Origin of the sequence: Streptomyces sp. NPDC019224 (genome assembly GCF_040632605.1) — a bacterium.
In the GTDB taxonomy this organism is placed as follows: Bacteria; Actinomycetota; Actinomycetes; order Streptomycetales; family Streptomycetaceae; genus Streptomyces.
Genome location: NZ_JBEYCF010000049.1, coordinates 1 through 21,801 on the forward strand (window position 1 = coordinate 1; position 21,801 = coordinate 21,801).

Consider the following 21,801-nt stretch of genomic DNA (forward strand, 5'->3'; position numbering starts at 1 on the left):
GGGTCGGCGAGGTGCGCGTGCCGCTCGCCGCACTTCGTCACAACGCGCCGGACGGGGCGGGGCACCCGCCCCGCCCGCCTGCCGGGCCGTCACCTGAGCTGGAACAGGACCAGAGAGGGGGCCTGGGCATGACGCTGCTGCAGAGCATCCGGGGGCCGCACGACCTGAAGGCACTGAACGCGTCACAACTCGGCGAACTCGCCGACGAAATCCGTACGTTCCTGGTGCAGGCCGTGGCCAGGACCGGGGGCCACCTGGGCCCCAACCTCGGGGTGGTGGAGCTGACCATCGCCCTGCACCGGGTCTTCGACTCGCCCGTGGACCGCATCCTGTGGGACACCGGCCACCAGAGCTACGTGCACAAGCTCCTCACCGGCCGCCAGGACTTCTCCAAGCTGCGCGGCAAGGGCGGCCTGTCCGGCTACCCGTCCCGCGAGGAGTCCGAGCACGACGTCATCGAGAACTCGCACGCCTCCACCGTCCTGGGCTGGGCCGACGGCCTCGCCAAGGCCAACGAGGTCCGCGGCAGGGGCGGCCACGTCGTCGCCGTCATCGGTGACGGAGCCCTCACCGGCGGCATGGCCTGGGAGGCGCTGAACAACATCGCCGCGGCCAAGGACCGCCCGCTGATCATCGTCGTCAACGACAACGAGCGCTCCTACGCGCCCACCATCGGCGGCCTCGCCCGCCACCTGGCCACCCTGCGCACCACCGACGGCTACGAACGCTTCCTGGCCTGGGGCAAGGGCCTCCTGGAGCGCACCCCCGTCATCGGGCAGCCGCTGTACGGGTCGCTGCACGGGGCGAAGAAGGGCCTGAAGGACTTCGTCGCCCCGCAGGGCATGTTCGAGGACCTGGGGCTGAAGTACGTCGGCCCGGTCGACGGACACGACACCGCCGCCGTCGAGGACGCGCTGCACCGGGCCAGACGCTTTTGCGGCCCGGTCCTCGTGCACTGCCTCACCGAGAAGGGCCGCGGCTACGCCCCCGCCCTGCGCGACGAGGCCGACCGCTTCCACGCCGTCGGCGCGATGGACCCGCTGACCTGCGCCCCGCTCGTCCCCGCCGCGGGCCCGTCCTGGACCTCCGTGTTCGGGGACGAGATCGCGGCCATCGGGGCGGAGCGGCCGGACGTCGTGGCGCTCACCGCGGCGATGCTGGATCCCGTCGGACTGACGAAGTTCGCCGAGGCGTTCCCCGACCGCGTCTGGGACGTGGGCATCGCCGAGCAGCACGCCGCGGTCAGCGCCGCCGGACTCGCCACGGGCGGCCTGCACCCGGTCGTCGCCGTCTACGCCACGTTCCTCAACCGGGCCTTCGACCAGCTCCTGATGGACGTCGCCCTGCACAGGTGCGGGGTCACCTTCGTCCTGGACCGGGCCGGCGTCACCGGCCCCGACGGCGCCTCGCACAACGGCATGTGGGACATGTCGATCCTCCAGGTCGTGCCCGGCCTGCGGATCGCCGCGCCGCGCGACGCGGACCGGCTGCGGGAGGAGCTGCGCGAGGCCGTCGCCGTGGACGACGCGCCGACCCTGGTGCGCTTCCCGAAGGAGTCGGTGGGCGAGCCGGTTCCCGCGGTCGGCCGGATCGGCTCCATGGACGTGCTGCGACGCGACGAGGACGCCGATGTGCTGCTCGTCGCGGTCGGGGTGATGGCCCCGGTCTGCCTGCGGACCGCCGAACTGCTCTCGGGCGCCGGCATCCGCTGCACCGTGGTGGACCCGCGCTGGGTCAAACCGGTCGACGAGGAACTGCCGCCGCTCGCCGCGGGGCACCGGCTCGTCGCCGTCGTCGAGGACAACAGCCGCGCGGGAGGCGTCGGTTCGGCGGTCGGCCAGGCGCTGCGGGACGCAGGTGTCGACGTACCGCTGCGCACCTTCGGCATCCCCGAGCAGTTCCTCGCGCACGGCAAACGGTCCGAGGTACTGGCCGACATCGGACTCACACCGGTCGAGATCGCCGGCCGGATCAGCGCCGTCACGGCCGCCCGGAAAGCGGCCGGCGGCACGGAGCACGACGCTCCGGACAACGGGCACAAGGAGAGCGGGGCATGAAGGACGACGAGCCCAAGGGCTTCGATCTGGCGCGGCTTCTCGCCGAGCGCGGCGCCGAACGCTACGAGCTGCACACCAGGTACCTCAACCACCAGCTCCCGCGCATGCTGCGCACCATCGGCTTCGACAAGGTCTACGAACGGGCCGAAGGCGCGCACTTCTGGGACGCGGACGGCAACGACTACCTGGACATGCTCGCCGGATTCGGCGTGATGGGGCTCGGCCGGCACCACCCCGTCGTACGCAAGGCGCTGCACGACGTCCTGGACGCCTCGCTCGCCGACCTCACCCGCTTCGACTGCCAGCCGCTGCCCGGGCTGCTCGCGGAGAAGCTGCTGAGCCACAGCCCCCACCTGGACCGGGTGTTCTTCGGCAACAGCGGCACCGAGGCCGTCGAGACGGCCCTCAAGTTCGCCCGGTACGCCACCGGCAGGCCGCGCGTGCTGTACTGCGACCACGCCTTCCACGGGCTGACCACCGGCTCCCTCTCGGTCAACGGGGAGGGCGGGTTCCGCGACGGCTTCGCCCCACTGCTGCCCGACACCGCGATCCCGCTCGGCGACCTCGACGCCCTGCGGCGGGAACTGAAGCGGGGCGATGTGGCCGCCCTGGTGGTCGAGCCGATCCAGGGCAAGGGGGTGCACGCCGCGCCGCCCGGCTACCTGCGCGAGGCCCAGGAGCTGCTGCACAGGCACAAGGCCCTCCTCATCGCCGACGAGGTGCAGACCGGGCTCGGCAGGACCGGCGACTTCTACGCGTACCAGCACGAGGAAGGGGTGGAACCGGACCTCGTCTGCGTCGCCAAGGCGCTCTCCGGCGGCTATGTCCCGGTCGGGGCGACGCTCGGCAAGGACTGGATCTTCAAGCGCGTCTACTCCTCCATGGACCGGGTCCTCGTCCACTCCGCGAGCTTCGGCTCCAACGCCCAGGCGATGGCGGCCGGGCTCGCGGTGCTGTCGGTGATGGAGGACGAGGAGACCGTGGCGCACGCGCGCCGCACCGGCGACCTGCTCCGCGAGCGGCTGTCCGCGCTCGTCGGGCGCTACGAGCTGCTGCACGAGGTGCGGGGGCGCGGGCTGATGATCGGCATCGAGTTCGGCCGCCCCGTCTCGCTCAAGCTGCGCAGCCGCTGGACCATGCTCCAGGCGGCCCGCAAGGGCCTCTTCGCCCAGATGGTGGTCGTGCCCCTGCTCCAGAAGCACCGCATCCTCACGCAGGTCTCCGGCGACCACCTCGAAGTGATCAAGCTGATTCCGCCGCTGGTCGTCGACGACGCGGACGTGGACCGCTTCGTCGAGGCGTTCACCGCCGTCATGGACGACGCGCACAGCGGCGGCGGACTGATGTGGGACTTCGGGCGGACCCTGGTGAAGCAGGCCGTCGCCAACCGCTGACACTGGGGGAACGGGCCGCCGATCGCCGCTTTTTGCCCCGGAGGCAAGAAATTTGCCTCCGGGGAAAGTCTTTGGCGCAATGGAGGCATGAATCCTCCGGACGGCCAGGCGGCCGACGAGCTGCCCGGTGTCGCGCCGCGCCTGCGCGATCTGCGGCGGGGCCGTGGTCTCACCCTGGAGACCGCGGCCCAGCGGGCCGGGCTCTCACCCGCCCATCTGTCCCGCCTCGAAACGGGCCGGCGCCAGCCCTCGCTGCCCATGCTGCTCCAGCTGGCCAGGATCTACGGTACGACGGTCTCCGAGCTGCTCGGCGAGATGCCCCCGGAACGGGACGCGATCGTCCGCGGCCGCCCCTTCGAGGGCGCGGCGGCCGACGGCTGGCTGTACCAGCAGGCCGGGGGCTCCGGCCGGGCCATGCAGGCGCTGCGCGTCCGGGTCCCGTACGGCGCCCAGGGCGACCTGATCCGCGTCCATCCCGGCGAGGAATGGCTGTACGTCCTCGCGGGCCGCCTCCGGGTGACGCTCGGCGAGACGGTCCACGACCTCGCCCCCGGGGACAGCGCGCACTTCGACTCGCTCACCCCGCACCGGATCGCGGCCCCCGAACCCGAGGGCTCCGAGCTGCTCTTCGTCCACACCCTGCTGCAGAGCCCCACCGCCGAGCTGTGCCTCGGCAGCCCGGTCCACCGTCGCTGAGACGATTTCGCCGCCGGGGCCCTCCCGGCAGCCAGAGAGGCCAGTCATGTCCGATTCCGAGAACTACGACCCGCTCACCCCGGCCAGGCGCCCGGGCGCCGACACCCACGAGAAGAAGATGCCGCGCGGACTCGTCATCCGGCTCTTCGCCTACCTCGTGGCCGGGCACGTCATCGCCGCGTTCCTCTACCTGCTCTTCGCGGTCGGCATGCACAACCAGTAGGACCGCCGGCTCAGCTCTCGTCGAGAAGCCGTTCGCGCAGCCGTTCCCGGGTGGCGGGCGCGAGCCCGAGTCCTTCGGCGAGGTAGCGGTCGGTGCCGCCCCAGGTCTCGTCGATGGCGGCGAAGGCCGCGGCGAGGTACTCGGGCTGGGCGCCGAAGAGCGGGTTCAGGAGCTCCAGCACCTCCGGGGACAACCCGGCGGGCGAGGTGTCGCTGCGCCGGATGCGGTAGCGGCGGTGCGCGTCGTTCGACTTCAGGTAGTCGGCCTCGACGGTCTCCCGCCCGACGCCCACCGCGAGCAGCGTCACCGCGATGGAGAGCCCCGCCCGGTCCTTGCCGGCCGCACAGTGCATCAGGGCGGGCACACTGTCCTCGGCCAGAGCGTGCAGCACCCGGCTGTGCTCGGCGGTGCGCTCCAGGATGATCGCGCGGTACGAGGCGACCATGCGGCGGGTCCCCTTGCCGTCGGCCAGGATCGAGCGCAGCTCCTCCATGTTGCCGTCGCGCACCATCCGCCAGAACTCCGCCCCGTCCGCCGGGTCGCTGAGCGGGATGCTCACGTTCCGTACGCCGGGCAGCTCCACGTCCAGGCCGTCCAGCTTGTGGTCCGCCGCGTTGCGGAAGTCGAAGACGGTGTGCAGGCCGAGCCCGCCGAGGAAGGCCGCGTCCTCGGCCGTGGCGTGCGCCAGGTGGCCGCTGCGGTAGAGCCTGCCGTACCGCACCCGGCGGCCGTCCGTGGTGGGCAGACCGCCCACGTCCCGGAAGTTGCGGACGCCGGTGAGTACGGGCTCCCTCGGCGGGGTCTGCGGCAGCTGCTGCGTCACGGTCACTCCTGGAGGCTCTGCCCCGGCGCGTGTCGCCGACGGGCCCACGCCCGCGACGATACGACATCGATTCCCGGGGCAGTCATCTCCTCCACCGCCTCCCGCGGCCCGCCGGTTCTCCCGTACGCGGCGCCGTCCTCGGTCCCGGACGGCCGATGAGGTGCGGGCCCGCGTGGAGCGGTGACGGAGGAGCCCCACGAGGTCTCCGGTGACGCGCTCGGCCGGTCCGGCTCCGGTGCGGACGATGGGCATGACATGTCCGGATTGGGGAGTTATGCCGAAAGTGCCCTGATTGGAAGGGGGATGATCACCCTCTCGTGAGCGGGATCATATCCGTGACGGTGTGTGGCCACGCCCCGGCGGGGTAGACCATGCGCCGCGCGGAAAGCCAAGATCCGTAATCCACGGAGTGTGACCGGAATTCCGTGCCGCAATTCCGGTACGGAATCCGGCGTGGAAGCCGCGGCTTGTTTCCGCCGTCCCGGCTCGCTTACGTTCCATGCCATCCGGATGGAACGCCCAATCCTGCCGCCGTCCGGAATTCGCATCCACTCACCGTGTGGCAGGAGCGGGGGAACCAGGTAAGCCGCCGACCGGGACGACCGGACGGCTAGGGGTGAAGTCGCGCCAGGCGCGGCCGGGCATCTCCAGCCCGAACCCGACAGCTCACCTCGCAGGCGCCGGAGAGGAAATTCTTCATGCCCAATTCGGGTAAGCACCGCCGTTCCAAGTCCAGCATCATCGCCCGCGGCGTCGCCGCCGCCGGCGCCGGTGGAGCCGTCATCGCGCTTCCGCTGCTCGGCGCCACCGGTGCCCACGCCGCGGAGCAGTCCGCCCCGGCCGCCTCGAAGTCGGCCGCCGCGCACACCGCCTCGGCCAAGTCCGCGAAGAGCGCCGGCACCACCTATTCCGTGGTCTCCGGCGACTACCTGTCGAAGATCGCGGCCGCGCACCACGTCGAGGGCGGCTGGCAGAAGCTGTACCAGGACAACCGCGAGGTCATCGGCGAGGACCCGAGCCTGATCCTCCCGGGCATGAAGCTGACCCTCGGCGCCGAGGCGGCCCCCGCCGCCGCCACCCCGTCCAAGGCCCCCGCCGAGACGGTGGTGAAGGCCGAGGTGAAGACGGAGGCCAAGACCGAGGCCCCGGCCCCGGCCGCCCAGGACAACGCCTCCGGCTACGTCCACCCGGTCCCGGGCAACCACACCACCGCCTACCGTGCCTCCGGCGCCAACTGGTCCAGCGGCAGCCACACCGGCATCGACTTCCCCGTCGCCACCGGCACCAGCGTGAAGGCGATCACCTCCGGCACCGTCGTCACCGCCGGCTGGGGCGGCGCGTACGGCAACCAGGTCGTCATCAAGCACGCCGACGGCCACTACTCGCAGTACGGCCACATGTCCTCGCTCTCCGTCTCGGCGGGCCAGACGGTGACCGCGGGCCAGCAGGTCGGCCTCTCCGGCTCCACCGGCAACGCCACCGGCCCCCACCTCCACTTCGAGGTCCGCACCGGCCCGGAGTACGGCTCGGACATCGACCCGATCGCCTACCTGGCGTCGCACGGGATCTCCGTCTGATCCAGGCGGTACCGGCCCGGTGATCCGGGCCACGGAACGACCGAGAGGGACGGTGCGCGGCGGCGCGCCGTCCCTCTGCTTATTCCCTCTTTACCGAAAACTGACCGGGTGGTTTATCTCACCCTTCGTCAACCCCTTATTACGGTCGCGTAGGTCACATTCCGGGGTGCAGGATATGCGTTTGTGGCAGACGATTCGAACAACCTTCAACAGGGCGTCATCGACCAACAGGGCGCCATCGGGTCGTACGCGGCGATTGGCGACAGCTTCACCGAGGGAGTCGGCGACCCCGGCCCGGACGGAACGTTCGTCGGCTGGGCCGACCGGCTCGCGGTACTCCTCGCGGACCGGCTCCCGCACCCCGGCACGGCGACGGACGCCGAGGGCTCACCCGTTCCCGCGCACGGGAACTTCCGGTACGCCAATCTCGCAGTACGAGGACGCCTCCTCGACCAGGTGGTCGAGGAGCAGGTGCCCCGAGCCAAGGAACTCGCCCCCGATCTGGTGAGCTTCTGTGCCGGCGGCAACGACATCATCCGGCCGGGCACCGACCCCGACGACCTGGCCGAACGCTTCGAGCGCGCGGTCGCCGACCTCACGCGGTCGGTCGGCACCGTCATGGTCACCACCGGCTTCGACACCCGCCGGGTGCCCGTGCTGCGCCATCTGCGCGGCAAGATCGCCACCTACAACGCCCACGTCCGGGCCGTCGCCGACCGCTACGGCTGCCCGGTCCTCGACCTGTGGTCGCTGCGCTCCGTGCAGGACCGGCGCGCCTGGGACGGCGACCGGCTGCACCTGTCGCCCGAGGGGCACACCCGGGTCGCGCTGCGCGCCGCCCAGGTCCTCGGCCTCGACGTGCCCGCCGACCCGGACCAGCCGTGGCCGCCGGAGCCCCCGCGCGGCACGCTGGAGATCCGCCGCGACGACATCCACTGGGCGCGCGAATACCTGGTCCCGTGGATCGGACGGCGGCTGCGCGGCGAGTCCTCCGGGGACCACGTCGAGCCGAAGCGGCCCGACCTGCTGCCGCTCTGACGGACCCGCTGTCCTCAGTCGCCCCGTGACCGCGTCGCGGCGGCCGGGGACAGCGGCAGCGTCGCCGGAACACGCTCCAGCACCCCGCCGGCGAAGACGTCGTACAGCGGCAGCGTCTCCAGGTGCACATAACCGATGTGACAGTCGCAGACGGCGAGCGGGCAGGCCCTCGGCCGCAGCGCCCGGCGGTAGCTCCCGTCGTACAGATTGCCCAGCTCCGCCCGGACGAAGTGACAGCGGCGCACCGTCCCCTCCCCGTCCACCGAGATCACCGACTCCCCGGTCCGGCAGGGCAGCCCGGCCGAACGGTGCGGATGGCGGCTGTACGGGAACAGCGGGTCGATCACCGTCCACCGGTCCGCCTCCTCGTCCGTGTAGGTGTGCCCCTCGGCCGCGTTGACCCAGAGGTAGACCTCGTCCGCGAGCGCCGCGCGCAGCCGTCGCGCCTCCTCGAGGTGGGCGTCGAGGCCCACGATGCCCACGCTGTGCCGGACCCCGAGGTCCCTCAGCTCCGCGCACCGGCCGAGGAAACGCTCGTACGGCGTCTGCCCCGGGTGGTACGTGCACCACAGCGCGATCCGCTCGCGGGCCGCCGCCGGAGCCTCGGCCAGCCACCGCGTCCGGCCGCTCAGGTTCGTCTGGATCGCGACCCGGCGCACCTGCGCGAGACCCGCCAGCTCCACGATCGCCCGGCGGTACCAGGAGCGCACCAGGCCTTCGCCCCACGGCGTGAACAGCACCGAGATCCGGTCGCCTGTCTGCGCCGCCACCCACGCCGTGAACCGTTCGAGCGCGGCCCGGTCCGCCCGCAGCTGCTCCCGGCTGTCGCGCCGCTTGGCGAACGGGCAGTACGGGCAGTCGTAGTCGCACGAGGCGAGCGGGCCCCGGTAGAGAATCGTCAGGTCCACGCGGCACTCACTTCAGCTCGTACGCGGCCATCGCGGCCCGCACGGCGGGGGAGAAGAGCTCGGGGCCCAGCGCGTCGGAGTACGCCAGCCCCTCGGGCGACAGCCGCAGCAGCCCTTCCGCGGGCGCCTGCAGATCGAGCCAGCCCCGGGCCTCGAACCGGGCCAGCTCCTCGGGAAAGTCCTCGTACGGCGAGGTGCCGAACCGCTCGCGGTAACCGTCCACCGGCATGCCCCCGGCCTGGAGCACCGACTGGAGGAGATGCCGGCGGCGCGTCTCCTCCCCGTCGGTGTACCACCCCACCTCGGCACGGGAGAAGTCGACGGTGGCCGTGTAGGCGTCGATGATGCCCCGCACCTCGCCCATCCGCACCGCGTAGTCGAACGAGTAGTGCAGCCGCGAGGTGTACGAACGGGCGCCGCAGCCCAGACCGATCATGCCGTCCGTCTGACAGGCGTGGTCGTCCGGCCCCTCCGCGCGCGGGGCGTCGGCGCGGCGGAACATCCGCATCGACACCTGCTCGTAGCCGTGGGCCAGCAGATGGTCGCGGCCGGCCCGGTACAGGCGCAGGCGCTGCTCGTCCCAGGCGGCGTCGGCCTCACCGGCGGAGAGCCGGCCGAGCGCGGTCAGCGGACGGACGTAGAGGGGGTAGAGGTACAGCTCCTCCGGCCGCCAGCGCAGCGCCGCGTCCAGCGAGGCGCGCCAGGTCCGCTCGGTCTGGCCGGCTATGCCGTAGATCAGATCGATGTTGAGAACCGGTATGGAGGTGTCCCGGATGAGGCCGAGGGCGCGCTCGACGTCGGCGGCGTGCTGCGGGCGCACCGCCGCGCGGGCCTCGGCCTCCACGAAGCTCTGCACCCCGATGCTGATCCTGGTCGTGCCCCGCTCGGCGAGGACGGCCAGCCGGTCGGCGGTCGCGGTCGACGGGGACGTCTCCACGGACAGCGGCACGGACCGCAGATCGGCGCCCATGCGCTTCTCCGCGATGTCGCACAGGCGCTCCAGCTCGCCCGCCGTCAGGAAGGTGGGCGTGCCCCCGCCGAACGCCGCCGCGGCGAACCGCACCGGCTCCCCGTCGCCCAGCGCGTCCCGCACGGCGCTCGCCTGCCGGTCCAGTGCGTCGAGATACCGCGAGGTCAGCTCGTCCGGCGCGCCGATCCGGGTGAAGAGGTTGCAGAAGCCGCAGCGGACCTCGCAGAAGGGTATGTGCAGGTAGAGGGAGAGCGCGTCCTTGCGCTCCCCCGCCCACAGCTCGCTCAGCGCCGGCCGCCCGCCGGGCTGCCCGGCGAGCGGCCGGTACGCCGTCTTGTGCGGATAGGCGTACACATAGCTCTCGTACGGGCGGACGGTGTGCGTCAGGGTCATCGGGCGTTCCCCGGTTCCAGGAAGAAGTGGGCGTACGGAACGGTCCAGACGGACTCGTGACCGAGCCGGTGACCGGTGTAGCCGTCGTCTCCGTAGGCCGTGCCGTGGTCGGAGCAGACGATGGCGAAGGTACGGCGGCGGCTGCTCACGGCGGCGAAGAGCCGGCCGATGTGGGCGTCCACGTACTCCAGGGCCGCGGCGTGCGTCGCGCGGCTGTCGCCGGCGTCGCGGGTGGCCCCGGGCTTGTGGAACCAGTTCGGCTGGTGGAGCGCGGAGACGTTGACGAAGAGGAAGAGCCGCTGCTCCGGCGGCAGCGCGGCGACCACCTGCTCGGCGCGCGTCACCTGCGCCTCGAACGAGGTGGGCGAGGCCACCCCGAACTCCGGCTCCCAGTGCGCCTCCTGGAACATTCCGGGAAGCACCGAGCCGAGCGGCCCCCGAAGGTTGAAGAAGCCGACACCGCCGACGCACACCGTGCGGTACCCCTCCTTCGCGAGCCCCGAGACCAGGTCCGGGGTGTCGAACACGAAGGTGCGCTCCGCCGTGGTCTCGCTGCCGGCGAAGCGGGCGGCGAACAGCCGGGGATGCGGCCCGGGCGCGGCCGGAGTGGGCAGGAACCCCGCGAAGATCGCCTGGTGGGAGGCGTAGGTGAAGCTGCCCGGGGCGTGCCGCTCCTCCCAGACTCCGCCCGGCAGATGGCGGGCCAGACGCGGGATGCGTCCGGCCGCGGCCAGTTCCGCCGCGACGTCGTACCGCAGCGTGTCCAGGGTGACGAGCAGCAGGTCGTGGCTGCCCACGACCTCGCTCATGGCCGGGTCGGAGAAGTGCTCAGGAGGTTGTGCTGACACGGTGGTTCCTTGCTCGGTCCAGTACGGCGGCGATCTGCGCCGCGTAGGTGTCCAGGCCCTCGGCGCCGCTGCCGGGCAGGCCGGTCAGCCGTGGCAGCAGGTCTCCGAAGGCGTTGACCTCGCCGACGGCGAAGCGCCGCCAGCCGGTCAGGGGCAGCAGGTCGACGCCGACGCACAGCGTGTCCGGGAAGGCGGCCGCGGCACGCTCGCAGACGGCCAGGGCCTCGCCCCAGCCGCCGCCCGCCGCCTCGACGGCCGCGCGCACCCCGGCCAGGTCGCCGCGCGCCCCGCCGAGATGCAGATTGGTCATCGGGGAGGCGCTGGTGCGCACCACGGCGTGGGTGGCCCGGCCGTCGACCACGACCACCCGCAGATCGGCGGCCCGGCCGCCCTGCGTCGCCTTGGGCAGCCAGCGCTCGATGTGCAGCCCGTCGGGCGCCAGCGCGTCGACGAGCGCCGCGACCTCGCGCTCCGTCGTGCACCGGCGGACCCGCAGCGAGTTGTACAGCCGGCCGGCCGGGTCCCGCTCGACCGAGGTGGCCGCCCTGATCCGGCCGCCGCCCGCCGTCTCCACGGCCAGCACCCCGGAGGCCGACGAGCCGTGCGCGGGCTTCACGAACACCCGGGGCATGCGGTGGGCCGCCATCAGGTCCCGCACATCGTCCCAGCCGCGCACGGGAGCCCCGCCCGGTCCGGAGGTCGGCGAGGCGGGGACGGGCACCCCGGCCGCGTCCAGCGCCCCGTGGCACAGCCGCTTGTCGAAGAGCGCCGCGATGTCCGCCGGGCCGTCGAGCAGGAGGGCGCCGGCCTCCGCCGCCGCCCGCGCCACCTCGCGTACGGCGGCGGTGAACCGCGCGTACCAGAGAGCGGAACCCTCCACCCGGGTCGGCTCGTCGGCGTCGCGCAGCAGCCGGTCCACCTCGGCGTCCTCGCCCGGCGACTCGATGCGCACGGTCTCCCCGGGCAGGAAGCGCGCCCCGCCCCGCAGCACGTCGAGCCAGGGGACCGTACGCGCCTCGGGCAGGCCGGCGGCGGTCACCGCGTCCTGGAACAGGGAGACGCGGCGGCTGCCCGGGTTGCCGACGACCACGAGACGCGGCGGGCCGCTACTCACTGACGGCGACATAGCGGGAATCGTCCTCGTCCTCGGGGTCCCAGTAGTCCGCCTCGGCGAGATCGACGTGGACGTCGTCGCGCTCGGACAGCTCCTTGAAGCGCTCCATCACCGGGCCGGTGAGGTAGTGGTGGTGGAGGTCCAGGCCGCCCAGATGGGTGAGGGGCTGGCCTTCGAGAAGGGCCAGGCCCCCCGTGTCGCTGAGGGTGCCCATCGAGAGCGCCAGGAAGTCCAGTTGCGCGACGACCGGGGCGGAGGCGACCGCCGCGGCGATCTCGTCCTGGATCTCGCTGTTCTGCAGCCCGAGATGACGCAGCCGGGGGAAGGCGCCCCCGGACAGCAGCGGGGCCATGTCCGCCACCGTGGCGTCGCCCGAGTACCACTGGGAGCCGAACCACAGCTCCAACCGCTCCAGCGCCGGCAGTTCGCAGGCGCCGACCGCCCGCACGACATGGCCGGGCAGACCGCCGGACTCGAAGCGCAGGGCCTTCAGCGCCTCGTGCCGCACCGGGTGCAGCTCCAGCGTCTCTTCGTCCAGCCCGCTGCCACCGCCCCGTACCACCAGCTCCTCCAGACGGGGGAAGGCCCGGAGCACCGGCGTGATGTCGCACATCTGCAGCCACGACACCTCGCACTCCTCGCCCACGACATCGGCGAGGAACAGGGCGCGCAGCGCGGGGAAACGGGCCGCGTCCGAGGTGATCAGCTCCACCACGGGAGCCAGGGAGCTGTAGTTGCCGTGCCACCAGTGACCGATCACCAGGGCATGCACCTGCGCCGGGTCGACCGTCTCCAGGAAGTGCTGCCAGACCTCGGCGAACTCCCGCTCCTCCCAGCCACAGTCCAGCCGCCAGGCCATGGAGTCCGCCGGCGGCGGCGTCGCGGGCCACGGACGGTCGTCGCCCGGTTCCGGCAGGGTGAAGACGGGCAGGCCGTGGAAGGCGCAGGGGTGATCGATGCCGGTCATCGCGCCGTCACTCCGACACCGTGACGTACCGGCCCTCAGGGCCCTCCTCGTCGTCCCACGGCTCGCAGCGCTCCGAGAGGTCCACCCGCACCCCGTGCGGCTCCAGCGCCTCGGTGACGCGGCGCTCCATCGGCTCGGTGAGGAAGTGGTGGTGCAGGTCCAGCACGTCGAGATGGGTCAGCGGCTGGCCCTCCAGGAGAGCGGCCGCCCCCTCGTCGCCGAGCGTGCCGCAGGAAAGGTCCAGCGTGCGCAGCCGGGCCACCAGCGGGGCCGAGGCGAGGGCCGCCGCGATCTCGTTCTGGATCTCGCTGTTGCGCAGGCCGAGGTGGTGCAGGGCGGGGAAGCGCGTACCGGCGAGCAGCGGCGCCAGGTCCGCCACGTCGGCGTCGCCGCCGTAGGCCGAGACGCCGAGCCACAGGTCCAGCCGCTCCAGCGCGGGAAGTTCGCTCTCCAGGACACCGCGCACCACCGCGCGCGGCAGCCCGCCCGTCTCGATGGTCAGCGCCCGCAGCCGCTCGTGCTTCGTAGCCGGGAAGACCAGCTCGGAGCCGCCGCGCACCCCCAGCTCCACCAGCGCGGGGAAGGCGTCGAGCAGCGCCGTGACATCGCTCTGCTCGATCCAGGAGATCTCCGCCTCCTCCATCGTCAGATCTCCGACGAACACCGCCTCAAGAGATGTCAGCCGGTCGGCGGCCGCGATGACGAGACCGATCGGGTACGAGGACTTCTCCTCGTACGACTCGCCCCACTGCCCGATGATCAGAGCCCGGACACCCGCCGGATCGACCTCTTCCAGGAAGGCGTTGAACTCCTCCTCCCAGGTGCCCTCGTCCTCGTAGGCGTCGATCGACACCCGCCAGGCGGCTGCTCCGGCGGCGGGCCGGGTGCCACCGTCCGTCCCGGACTGGAAATCGACGGCCGGAAGGCCGAGCAACTCGTGCAGGTGGTCCACTGACATGGCCCTGAGCTCCTGATGACGGCGACGGATTGATGTCCGCAAGGTCTATCAAGGCCCACTGACAACGCCGCGCCCGCCCCCGCCCGGAACGGCTCGACGGCCGATTGTCAGACCCCCGCCGTAGCGTTTTCGATGTGGCCGGCACACCGGGTGCCGCCGCGGAGGGGAGAGGTCTGTGTACCGGCAGGGCGACGTACTGATCGTGCCACTGGAGGAGTCGGCGGTGCCCGCGCACCTCCTGGAGGCGCCGGGCGAACTGCGCGACGCGCGGGGCCGGCTGGTGCTCGCGCTCGGCGAGGTGACCGGACACGCGCACGCCGTGCCGGGGCCCGGCCGGCTGATCCGGGAGAACGGGGTGTTCGGCCCGATGCTGCTCCACCTCCCCGAGGGCGGGCGCGTGGTGCACGAGGAGCACGCGACGATTCCGCTGCCCCGGGGCTGGTTCCGCGTGGTGCGCCAGCGGGAGTACGCGCCGGGGGCGGTCCGCATCGTCGCGGACTGAGCGACGACGGACCGGCACGGCGGCAAGGCCGTGCGAGATCAGGGAAACAGACGGAACAGCACAACAGGGGACGGGGAAACCGATGCAGTACGTGGACTCTTGGCGGGCCGTGGCGGCGGCGACCGGCGCGGCGGACCGGGCGGCGGCCGAGGACGGGGTACGGCTCGCCTACCGCAGCGCGGGGCTGGCCGAACCGGAGGAGTTCGTCTGGGCCGGCTCGCCCAGGGCGGCCGTGGAGGCCGTCGCGAAGCTGACCGACGCGGGGCGCTCCGTCCGCGACGAGGTGCGCACCCGCCCCTGGGCGGATGAACGGCGCCGCGTGTACGACGCGTTGGGCCCGGCCGGCTGGTCCGCCCTCTGGTCGGCCACCGGGGCCCAGCTCTGGGAGACGACGGCGGCCCTCGCCGAGCGGATACGGACCGGGGTGGTCACCGACCTCGCCGGGGAGGACGCCGGTGCCGGGTCCGAGGTGCGCCTCGCCCTGCTCGACGCGGTCCTCGGGCAGCACGACGCGGCCTGGCTCGCCGCGTTCGACGGCCGGGGCGACCGGCTCGACGGACTGGCGGCGGTGGCGCGCAACGCCGGCTGGTGGTGGCCCTACGAGCGGGTCGCGGTGATCTGCGAGCGCCCCGAGGCCCTGCACCGCGACGAGGCGGGCCGGCTCGACCGAGGTGACGGACCGGCACTCTCCTACCCGGACGGGTTCGCCCTGTACGCCTGGCGCGGCATGCCCGTCCCCCCGGAGTTCCTCGACGAGCTGGCCGCGCTGACCCCGGAGCGCATCCGCTCCGAGGAGAACGCGGAGCTGCGCCGCGTGATGCTGGAGTACTACGGCTACGACCGCTACCTCACCGAGTCCGGCGCCGAGCCAATTCACCGCGACGAGACGGGCATCCTCTGGCGGATCGCCCTCGCCGGGGACGAGGACGTCGTCATGGTCGAGGTGGTCAACTCGACACCGGAGCCGGACGGCACCCACCGCACGTACTGGCTGCGGGTGCCCCCCACGACCAGGACGGCCAGGGAGGGTGTCGCCTGGACCTTCGGCCTCCCCAGCGATGTCTACGCGCCGCTCCAGCAGACCTGACCGGGGGAGCGGCGGACGGGGAAAGGAGGAGCGGTCAGGCCGTCAGGGCCTTGTGGTCGATGCCCAGTTCACGGGCGAGCGCCTGCTCGCTCCACTCCAGCATGGTGGCCCGGGACAGCGGGCCGTTGTACGAGGTCATCTGCACGGCCAGCCCGTCCAGCAGGGCGGTCAGCCGCCAGGCCACGGACATCGGGTCGTCGCAGTGGAATTCGCCCGCCGCCGCGCCCTCCTCGATGACCTCGGCCAGCTCGGCCTTCCACTGCTGGTCGAGGTCGCCGGCCACATTGCGCAGCGCCGGATCGCGGAGCGAGGCCGCCCAGCCCTCGATCCACAGCCGCCAGCCCTTGGCCTGGCCCGTCGGCGCGTACCAGCGGACGGCCGCGCGCAGTCTGCGTACGGCGGTCGTGCGGCGGCTCAACAGCTTGCGCAGATGGGCGAGATCGATCTCGGCGGCGTGCGCGAAGGCGGCCGCGACCAGCTTCTCCTTGGTGGAGAAGTGATAGAGCACGAGCGCGTTGCTCACGCCGAGCACGGACGCCACGTCGGCGATCCGTACGGCCGCGACACCGCGTACCTCGATCTGTTCGACGGCGGCGCGCAGCAACTCCTCGCGCCGCTCCGCCACACCCAACCGCACTCTGGCCACGGCGTCACCCTAACCAATACCCACCCGGTGGCAGGAGCCGCAGGCGGGTTCGCCGGACCGGGACCCGGCCTGCGGGCCGGCGGCGCGGGCTCCGGCGGTCAGCGGTACCAGCCGAAGCGTTCGGCCATCACCGGCAGGCGGTCGGCGGCCACGGCGTGCGCCGCCGCACGCGGTGTGCAGCCGTCCGCCGCCGCGCGGGCCAGCACCAGGCCCACCAGATCGCGCATCGCGCGCCGGGTGTGCGCGAAGGCCTCGTCCGCGTCGGCGCCGATGTCGCCGAAGAGGGTCCACCACCACCAGGCGTTGGTCCCGGAGTTGACCACCACATCGGGCAGCACGGTGATCCCGCGCGCCGCGAGCAGGGCCTCGGCCTCCGGCAGCACCGGCATGTTGGCGGCCTCGACGACCCAGCGGGCCCTGATCCCGGCCTGGTTCACGGCGTCCACGGCGTAGGACACGGCGGCCGGGACGAGCACCTCCGCGTCCTGGACGAGCCAGGCGTCGGCCGGCAGCTCCCGGTCGGCGGCGCGCAGCGCGCCCCGGTCCACCGTGCCGTGCGCGTCCCGTGCGGCGAGCAGCACCTCGACGTCGAGCCCGGCCGGGTTCGCGATCGTGCCCTTGATGTCGGCGACGGCGACCACCCGGAGCCCGGCCCGGGACAGGAAGCGTGCGGTCGCCCCGCCCATCGTCCCCAGGCCCTGGAGCGCCACCCGGGCGGTGTCGTACGCGATTCCGTCCCGGTCCAGCGCGGCGAGTGCGGCCTCGGCGACCCCGCAGCCGCCGACCAGCTCGTCCAGGCCGATGCCGTCCACCTCCAGGGCGAAGGCGTCGGCCAGCCGGCGCCGGGCCGACGCCTCGTCCTCCAGCAGCGGGTAGACGGCCTGCACCGTCGAGACGAGGCCGGCCTCCGCCGCCGCGCGGTCCACCAGGTCCTGGGAGAGGCCCAGGTCCTCACCGGTCGTCCAGACGTTCTCGATGTACGGGCGCATCGCCCGCAGGTAGCGCACCAGGACGCCGTAGGCCGCCGGGTCGCGGGGGTCGCAGTCGATGCCGCCCTTGGCGCCGCCGAGGGGTATGTAGCGCGCCCCGGGCCGGTCCGCGTCGAAGTGCAGGGCCTCCTTCATCGTCATGCCCCGCGCCAGCCCGGCCACCTCCTCCAGCGTGCAGCCCGGGCGCATCCGCAGCCCGCCGCTGGACACCCCGCGCACCAGCCGGTCGACCACGAGGTGACCCTGACGGCCGGTGGCGTGGTCGGTCCAGGTCAGCGAGATGAGCGGGGCGGGCGGGGACACCGGAGGCGTCGTCATCGGGAGTGCTCCTCGGTCACTGTCGGCGGGCGGTTCCGGCGGCTGCCGGGCTCCCGGTACTGAACCGCTGGTCAGTATTGGGAGCGGGGGCGACCCTGTCAACGAGGCGTTCGCCGCCATGCCGCGGGGTGGCCGGAACGCGCCGGTGCGCGGCGGCGGAGCGGGGGAGCGTGCCGCAGACGCGGAATCCTGCGCCGGGTCCGTTCGTTGGACCGGCGTGACCACATGCGACGACTACCACGAGGGCACGGTCCGGGACCGGGGCCTCCTCCGGCGGCCCGGCCGGGCGTGTGCGCGGACGGGGGCGCGTGCCCACGGCCGGAGCGGAGCCCCGTCCCCCGGGTGTTCCGCTCTCGCACTGTCGTGCCCCCCGTCCATAATGAGACGACACCGACTCCCTCAGGAGACCCCGTGACCGGCGCTGACCACAGGCTCCCGCTGCGCACCCGACTGCGTGCGCTGCGCCCCGCTGCCTTCGGGGCCGACCCGGACGGCGCCCGTATGGAGCGCATCCGCCGTTCCCCCAACTTCGCGGACGGTGTCTTCCGGAACCCGGTCGGTGCGCGGATCAGGCCCTCGGGTTCCGCCCTGGAGTTCGCGCGGGTCTACTTCCGCAAGGAGGAGCGGGTGCTCAGGGCGCCCGCGGCCCCCGTGCCCGTGCACGCCACGACCGTGGCCGACCTCGCCGGGCCGCCCGCCTCCGGGCTCCGGATCACCTGGATGGGGCACTCCAGTGTCCTCGCCGAGATCGATGGGCGGCGCGTGCTGTTCGACCCGGTCTGGGGAGAGCGCTGTTCCCCCTTCGCGTTCGCCGGGCCCCGTCGCCTGCACCCGGCCCCGGTGCCGCTCGGCGCCCTGGGCCCGGTCGACGTGGTGGTGATCTCGCACGACCACTACGACCACCTCGACCTCCCGACGATCCGCGCCCTGGCGCGTACGGACACGGTCTTCGCGGTCCCGCTCGGTGTCGGGGCGCACCTGGAGAGCTGGGGCGTCGCGCCCGGCCGGCTCCGCGAGCTCGACTGGAACGAGACCGCCACGGTCGCCGGGATCAGCCTCACCGCGACCCCCGCCCGCCACTTCTGCGGACGCGGCCTGCGCAACCAGCAGCACACCCTCTGGGCGTCCTGGGTGGTCGCCGGCCCCGAGCACCGGATCTACCACAGCGGCGACACCGGCTACTTCCCCGGCTTCCGGGCCATCGGCGCAGAGCACGGGCCGTTCGACGCCACCATGATCCAGATCGGGGCGTACAGCCAGTTCTGGCCCAAGGACCGCACCGACAGCATGCCGGAGCCGGGAGCCTGGCCGGACATCCACATGAGCCCCGACGAAGGCGTGCGCGCCCATCTCGACCTCCAGGGCGACGACCCCGCGGCGGGCGTCATGCTGCCGATCCACTGGGGGACGTTCAACCTGGCCCTGCACCCCTGGGCCGAGCCCGCCGAATGGTCCATGCGCGCCACCGGGTCCGTCGGCGTGACGATGGTCTCCCCGCGCCCCGGCCAGCCGTTCGAGCCCGCCGATCCGCCGCCCGTCGACCCGTGGTGGCGCGCCGTGGCCACCGAGCCCGCCCCCGGCTGGGGCAACTGGCCCCCGGTCCACGTACAGCTCCACGACCCGGCGGACGGTGCCGCCCCGGAGGCCGGCCGGGACCGCGCCCGGGCACCCCAGGCCTGAGACCCGAGGCGTTTGGACCATAGCGCCCGGACGGGGCGTCCGGCGCGAAATAGGACCCCCGGGAATCGGCCGTCCGTGCGAGCGCTCATACCAGAGCGGGACGGATGGCGGGCAAGTTCCACAACTGCCCGTCGCAGCCGCACTTCTGGCGACTACCGTGTGTGCCCGGTGATCAACGGTGGGCTCATATTCTCCGGGCCTGCCCGGCCGATGACCCGAAAATGCCCGACCACCGTAGGTGCCACCACGTGAACGCAGATGCCTGGGGCCCCACGTACCGAGGACGCTGATGTCTCAACTTCGCGCACCCGACGCGCGACCGGAACGACGAGAGGGCGGGCGGCACGGCCGACCGGGCGCCCGTTCCCACTCGGCCGCGGCCAGACCGCGCGCCGTCCGCCCCACCCCCGAGGCGCGCATACGCCCTCAACTCCTGCGCACCGCCGTGCTGCCGGCCCTCGCGGTCGCCCTCGCGGGCACCGCGGCCGTCGTGTTCACCGCCCGCGCGGGTCACACCCGGCCGTCCACCGAGCTCTGGATCGCCCTGGGCGCCGCCGGCGCGCTGACGCTCGGCGCGGTCGGCTCCGCCTTCCTGGCCGCCAACCGGGCCGCCACCACGGTGCTCGGCCGCTGCCTCGCGCTGCGCCGGACCAGCGTCCAGGGCCAGGCCGAACTGCAACGCGTCGTGGAGCAGCTGCGCAACGGCGAGCCCGTGCCCGTCCGGCGCGCCCCGCAGAGCCCGCCCCCCGGCGGCGACCCCTTCGAGCTGCTGGCCCAGGAGCTGGGGCGCCAGCAGGAGGCGGCCGTGGCCGCGGTCGTCGACGCCTCCCGGATCTCCGAGCACAGCGGCGAGGACCAGAAGGTCGAGGTCTTCGTCAATCTCGCCCGCCGCCTCCAGTCCCTCGTGCACCGCGAGATCCAGCTGCTCGACGAACTGGAGCACGAGGTCGAGGACCCGGACCTGCTCAAGGGCCTCTTCCACGTCGACCACCTGGCCACCCGCATCCGCCGCCACGCCGAGAACCTCGCGGTGCTCGGCGGCGCCGTCTCCCGCCGCCAGTGGAGCAACCCCGTCACCATGACCGAGGTGCTGCGCTCGGCGATCGCCGAGGTCGAGCAGTATCCGCGGGTCAAGCTCGTCCCCCCGATCGACGGCACCCTGCGCGGGCACGCCGTGGCCGATGTCATCCACCTCCTCGCCGAACTCGTCGAGAACGCCACGGTGTTCTCCGCCCCGCACACCCAGGTGCTCCTGCGCGCCCAGCACGTCACCGCCGGACTCGCCCTGGAGGTGGAGGACCGCGGTCTCGGCATGCCGGGGGACGAGCAGAAGCGGATGAACGCCCTGCTCTCCGACCCCGACCAGGTCAACGTCGCCCGCCTCCTCCAGGACGGCAGGATCGGCCTGTTCGTGGTCGCCTCGCTGGCACGGCGGCACGGCATCGTCGTACGGCTGCAGAGCAACATCTACGGAGGCACCCAGGCCGTCCTGGTCCTTCCGCAGACCCTGCTCGGCACCGACGACGACGCCGGCCGGGCCGGGGAGACGCCGGCCCCGCCCGCCGGGCCCGTGCACCGCCCGCCGCCCCTGGAGGACGGCGCGGCACCGCGCGATCCGGCGCCCGCCCCCGAGCCGGAGCGCCGGCCCTACGTCCCCAGCCAGCAGCAGCCCCGTCCGCACCGCACCCCGCCGCGACCGGCCCGTCAGGGAGAGGCCCCGCCCCTTCCCCTGCGAGCCGAGCGCGTGGACCGGCCGGCCGACGACGCGCCGCCCACGCCCCGGCCCGACGACGGGGCCGCGACGGCGCCCACGCCGGAGACCACCGCGGCCCGGCCCCTGCTCCCCAAGCGCGCCAACCAGGAACACCTGGTCCCGCAGCTCAGGGAAGCGCCCGCCCCGAGGTCCGAGGACGAGCCCGTCCTGCACGATCCCGGGCTCGTCGCCGCCTTCCGGCGCGGCATCGACCTCGCCGAGGCGCGCGCCGAGTCCGAGCAGGAGACCGCGCCGGAGGCGCCGGCCGGTGCCACGCGCACCACGACGGCCACGCAGCTGGGAGCGCCGTCCCGGCCGCTCCCCGTCCGGGGCACGGCCGGCCCCGCGCAACCGCACGGGGCCGGGACGTACCCCGGCGACCACGACCCACTCGCAGCGAACCCCACCAAGGAGTAGATGCACCATGGCGACCGATATGCCGTCCGGTCAGGTCTCGGACCTCGACTGGCTGCTGAGCGGCCTGGTACAGCGCGTGCCGTACACCCGCAGCGCCGTCCTGCTCTCCGCCGACGGGCTGGTGAAGTCCCTGCACGGCATGGACGCCGACAGCGCCGACCACATGGCGGCGCTGGCGGCCGGCCTCTACTCGCTGGGCCGTAGCGCCGGAGCGAGGTTCGGTGACAACGGAGAGGTCCGCCAGGTGGTCGTGGAGCTCGACTCGACCCTGCTCTTCGTCGCCACCGCCGGCTCCGGGGCCTGCCTCGCCGTGCTGGCCGGCCGCAACGCCGACGCCGCCGTGCTCGGCTACGAGATGACCATGCTGGTCAAGAGCGTACGGCCCTATCTCATGACGCCGGTGAGACAGGCGGCCGCGGCGCCGGGCTCCGCGGGGCTGTGAG

20 protein-coding genes and 1 riboswitch are annotated in these 21,801 nt (G+C 73.2%); of the genes, 11 read left to right on the plus strand and 9 right to left on the minus strand.

The window, feature by feature from the left end:
- Positions 1–128 precede the first annotated feature (128 nt).
- The 4 genes from dxs to ABZ564_RS25855 all read left to right on the plus strand — a co-directional run bounded on the left by dxs (position 129) and on the right by ABZ564_RS25855 (position 4,370).
- The gene (dxs, locus tag ABZ564_RS25840) at positions 129–2,057 is read left to right on the plus strand and encodes a 1-deoxy-D-xylulose-5-phosphate synthase (RefSeq protein WP_360861043.1); all 1,929 of its coding nucleotides are present in this window, start codon (positions 129–131) and stop codon (positions 2,055–2,057) included.
- A complete protein-coding gene (locus tag ABZ564_RS25845; protein ID WP_360860964.1) occupies positions 2,054–3,451 on the plus strand; it encodes an aspartate aminotransferase family protein in 1,398 nt (465 codons plus the stop codon). Before dxs ends, ABZ564_RS25845 begins: the two co-directional genes overlap by 4 nt.
- Positions 3,452–3,538: 87 nt before the next feature.
- The gene (locus ABZ564_RS25850) at positions 3,539–4,147 is read left to right on the plus strand and encodes an XRE family transcriptional regulator (protein WP_360860966.1); all 609 of its coding nucleotides are present in this window, start codon (positions 3,539–3,541) and stop codon (positions 4,145–4,147) included.
- A gap of 46 nt (positions 4,148–4,193) precedes the next feature.
- Positions 4,194–4,370, plus strand: a complete 177-nt coding sequence (locus ABZ564_RS25855) for a DUF6126 family protein (protein ID WP_360860968.1) — start codon at positions 4,194–4,196, stop codon at positions 4,368–4,370.
- Between the two features lie 10 nt (positions 4,371–4,380).
- Here ABZ564_RS25855 and ABZ564_RS25860 read toward each other — a convergent pair whose 3' ends face one another.
- Entirely contained in the window at positions 4,381–5,193 is an 813-nt protein-coding gene (locus tag ABZ564_RS25860) for a tyrosine-protein phosphatase (RefSeq protein ID WP_360860970.1), read from the minus strand.
- A gap of 539 nt (positions 5,194–5,732) precedes the next feature.
- Positions 5,733–5,888, plus strand: a riboswitch (cyclic di-AMP (ydaO/yuaA leader).
- A gap of 3 nt (positions 5,889–5,891) precedes the next feature.
- Between ABZ564_RS25860 and ABZ564_RS25865 the strand changes: the two genes are divergently transcribed.
- Together ABZ564_RS25865 and ABZ564_RS25870 are read left to right on the plus strand one after the other, a co-directional pair.
- Complete coding sequence (locus tag ABZ564_RS25865; protein ID WP_360860972.1) at positions 5,892–6,770, plus strand: LysM peptidoglycan-binding domain-containing M23 family metallopeptidase; 879 nt, start codon at positions 5,892–5,894, stop codon at positions 6,768–6,770.
- Positions 6,771–6,953: 183 nt separating this feature from the next.
- Positions 6,954–7,808, plus strand: a complete 855-nt coding sequence (locus ABZ564_RS25870; RefSeq protein WP_360860974.1) for an SGNH/GDSL hydrolase family protein — start codon at positions 6,954–6,956, stop codon at positions 7,806–7,808.
- A gap of 14 nt (positions 7,809–7,822) precedes the next feature.
- Here ABZ564_RS25870 and ABZ564_RS25875 read toward each other — a convergent pair whose 3' ends face one another.
- Genes ABZ564_RS25875 through ABZ564_RS25900 form a run of 6 tightly spaced genes read right to left on the minus strand, consistent with a single transcriptional unit; the run spans position 7,823 to position 13,966 of the window.
- Positions 7,823–8,716 carry an STM4011 family radical SAM protein gene (locus tag ABZ564_RS25875; protein ID WP_360860976.1) on the minus strand — a complete coding sequence of 298 codons (894 nt, stop codon included), beginning with the start codon at positions 8,714–8,716 and terminating at the stop codon, positions 7,823–7,825.
- 7 nt (positions 8,717–8,723) lie between these two features.
- Entirely contained in the window at positions 8,724–10,079 is a 1,356-nt protein-coding gene (locus ABZ564_RS25880) for an STM4012 family radical SAM protein (RefSeq protein ID WP_360860978.1), read from the minus strand.
- Entirely contained in the window at positions 10,076–10,888 is an 813-nt protein-coding gene (locus ABZ564_RS25885) for an STM4013/SEN3800 family hydrolase (RefSeq protein ID WP_360861045.1), read from the minus strand. Before ABZ564_RS25885 ends, ABZ564_RS25880 begins: the two co-directional genes overlap by 4 nt.
- Positions 10,889–10,907: 19 nt before the next feature.
- Entirely contained in the window at positions 10,908–12,053 is a 1,146-nt protein-coding gene (locus ABZ564_RS25890; RefSeq protein ID WP_360860980.1) for an STM4014 family protein, read from the minus strand.
- Complete coding sequence (locus tag ABZ564_RS25895) at positions 12,034–13,008, minus strand: STM4015 family protein (RefSeq protein ID WP_360860982.1); 975 nt, start codon at positions 13,006–13,008, stop codon at positions 12,034–12,036. The genes ABZ564_RS25890 and ABZ564_RS25895 overlap by 20 nt, the downstream gene beginning before the upstream one ends.
- A gap of 7 nt (positions 13,009–13,015) precedes the next feature.
- Positions 13,016–13,966: an STM4015 family protein gene (locus ABZ564_RS25900; RefSeq protein ID WP_360860984.1), complete on the minus strand. Its 951-nt coding sequence runs from the start codon at positions 13,964–13,966 to the stop codon at positions 13,016–13,018.
- 175 nt (positions 13,967–14,141) lie between these two features.
- On the opposite strand from ABZ564_RS25900, the gene ABZ564_RS25905 reads away from it, so the two are divergent.
- Both ABZ564_RS25905 and ABZ564_RS25910 read left to right on the plus strand, forming a co-directional pair.
- Positions 14,142–14,468 carry a hypothetical protein gene (locus ABZ564_RS25905; RefSeq protein ID WP_360860986.1) on the plus strand — a complete coding sequence of 109 codons (327 nt, stop codon included), beginning with the start codon at positions 14,142–14,144 and terminating at the stop codon, positions 14,466–14,468.
- Between the two features lie 82 nt (positions 14,469–14,550).
- Positions 14,551–15,555, plus strand: a complete 1,005-nt coding sequence (locus ABZ564_RS25910; RefSeq protein WP_360860988.1) for a DUF6745 domain-containing protein — start codon at positions 14,551–14,553, stop codon at positions 15,553–15,555.
- 34 nt (positions 15,556–15,589) lie between these two features.
- Here the strand turns inward: ABZ564_RS25910 and ABZ564_RS25915 are convergent, their stop codons facing one another.
- Positions 15,590–16,180 (minus strand): TetR/AcrR family transcriptional regulator, encoded by a 591-nt coding sequence (locus ABZ564_RS25915; protein WP_360861047.1) that lies wholly within the window; start codon positions 16,178–16,180, stop codon positions 15,590–15,592.
- A gap of 119 nt (positions 16,181–16,299) precedes the next feature.
- Positions 16,300–17,508, minus strand: coding sequence for a Glu/Leu/Phe/Val dehydrogenase dimerization domain-containing protein (locus ABZ564_RS25920; protein WP_360860990.1), 1,209 nt, complete (start codon positions 17,506–17,508; stop codon positions 16,300–16,302).
- A 411-nt stretch (positions 17,509–17,919) separates the two neighbouring features.
- Here ABZ564_RS25920 and ABZ564_RS25925 point away from each other — a divergent pair, with 411 nt between their 5' ends.
- From ABZ564_RS25925 to ABZ564_RS25935, 3 genes are all read left to right on the plus strand, one after another.
- Positions 17,920–19,188: an MBL fold metallo-hydrolase gene (locus ABZ564_RS25925; protein ID WP_360860992.1), complete on the plus strand. Its 1,269-nt coding sequence runs from the start codon at positions 17,920–17,922 to the stop codon at positions 19,186–19,188.
- A gap of 289 nt (positions 19,189–19,477) precedes the next feature.
- Positions 19,478–21,358, plus strand: coding sequence for an ATP-binding protein (locus ABZ564_RS25930; protein ID WP_360860993.1), 1,881 nt, complete (start codon positions 19,478–19,480; stop codon positions 21,356–21,358).
- Positions 21,359–21,365: 7 nt separating this feature from the next.
- The gene (locus ABZ564_RS25935) at positions 21,366–21,800 is read left to right on the plus strand and encodes a roadblock/LC7 domain-containing protein (protein WP_360860995.1); all 435 of its coding nucleotides are present in this window, start codon (positions 21,366–21,368) and stop codon (positions 21,798–21,800) included.
- Position 21,801 lies beyond the last annotated feature (1 nt).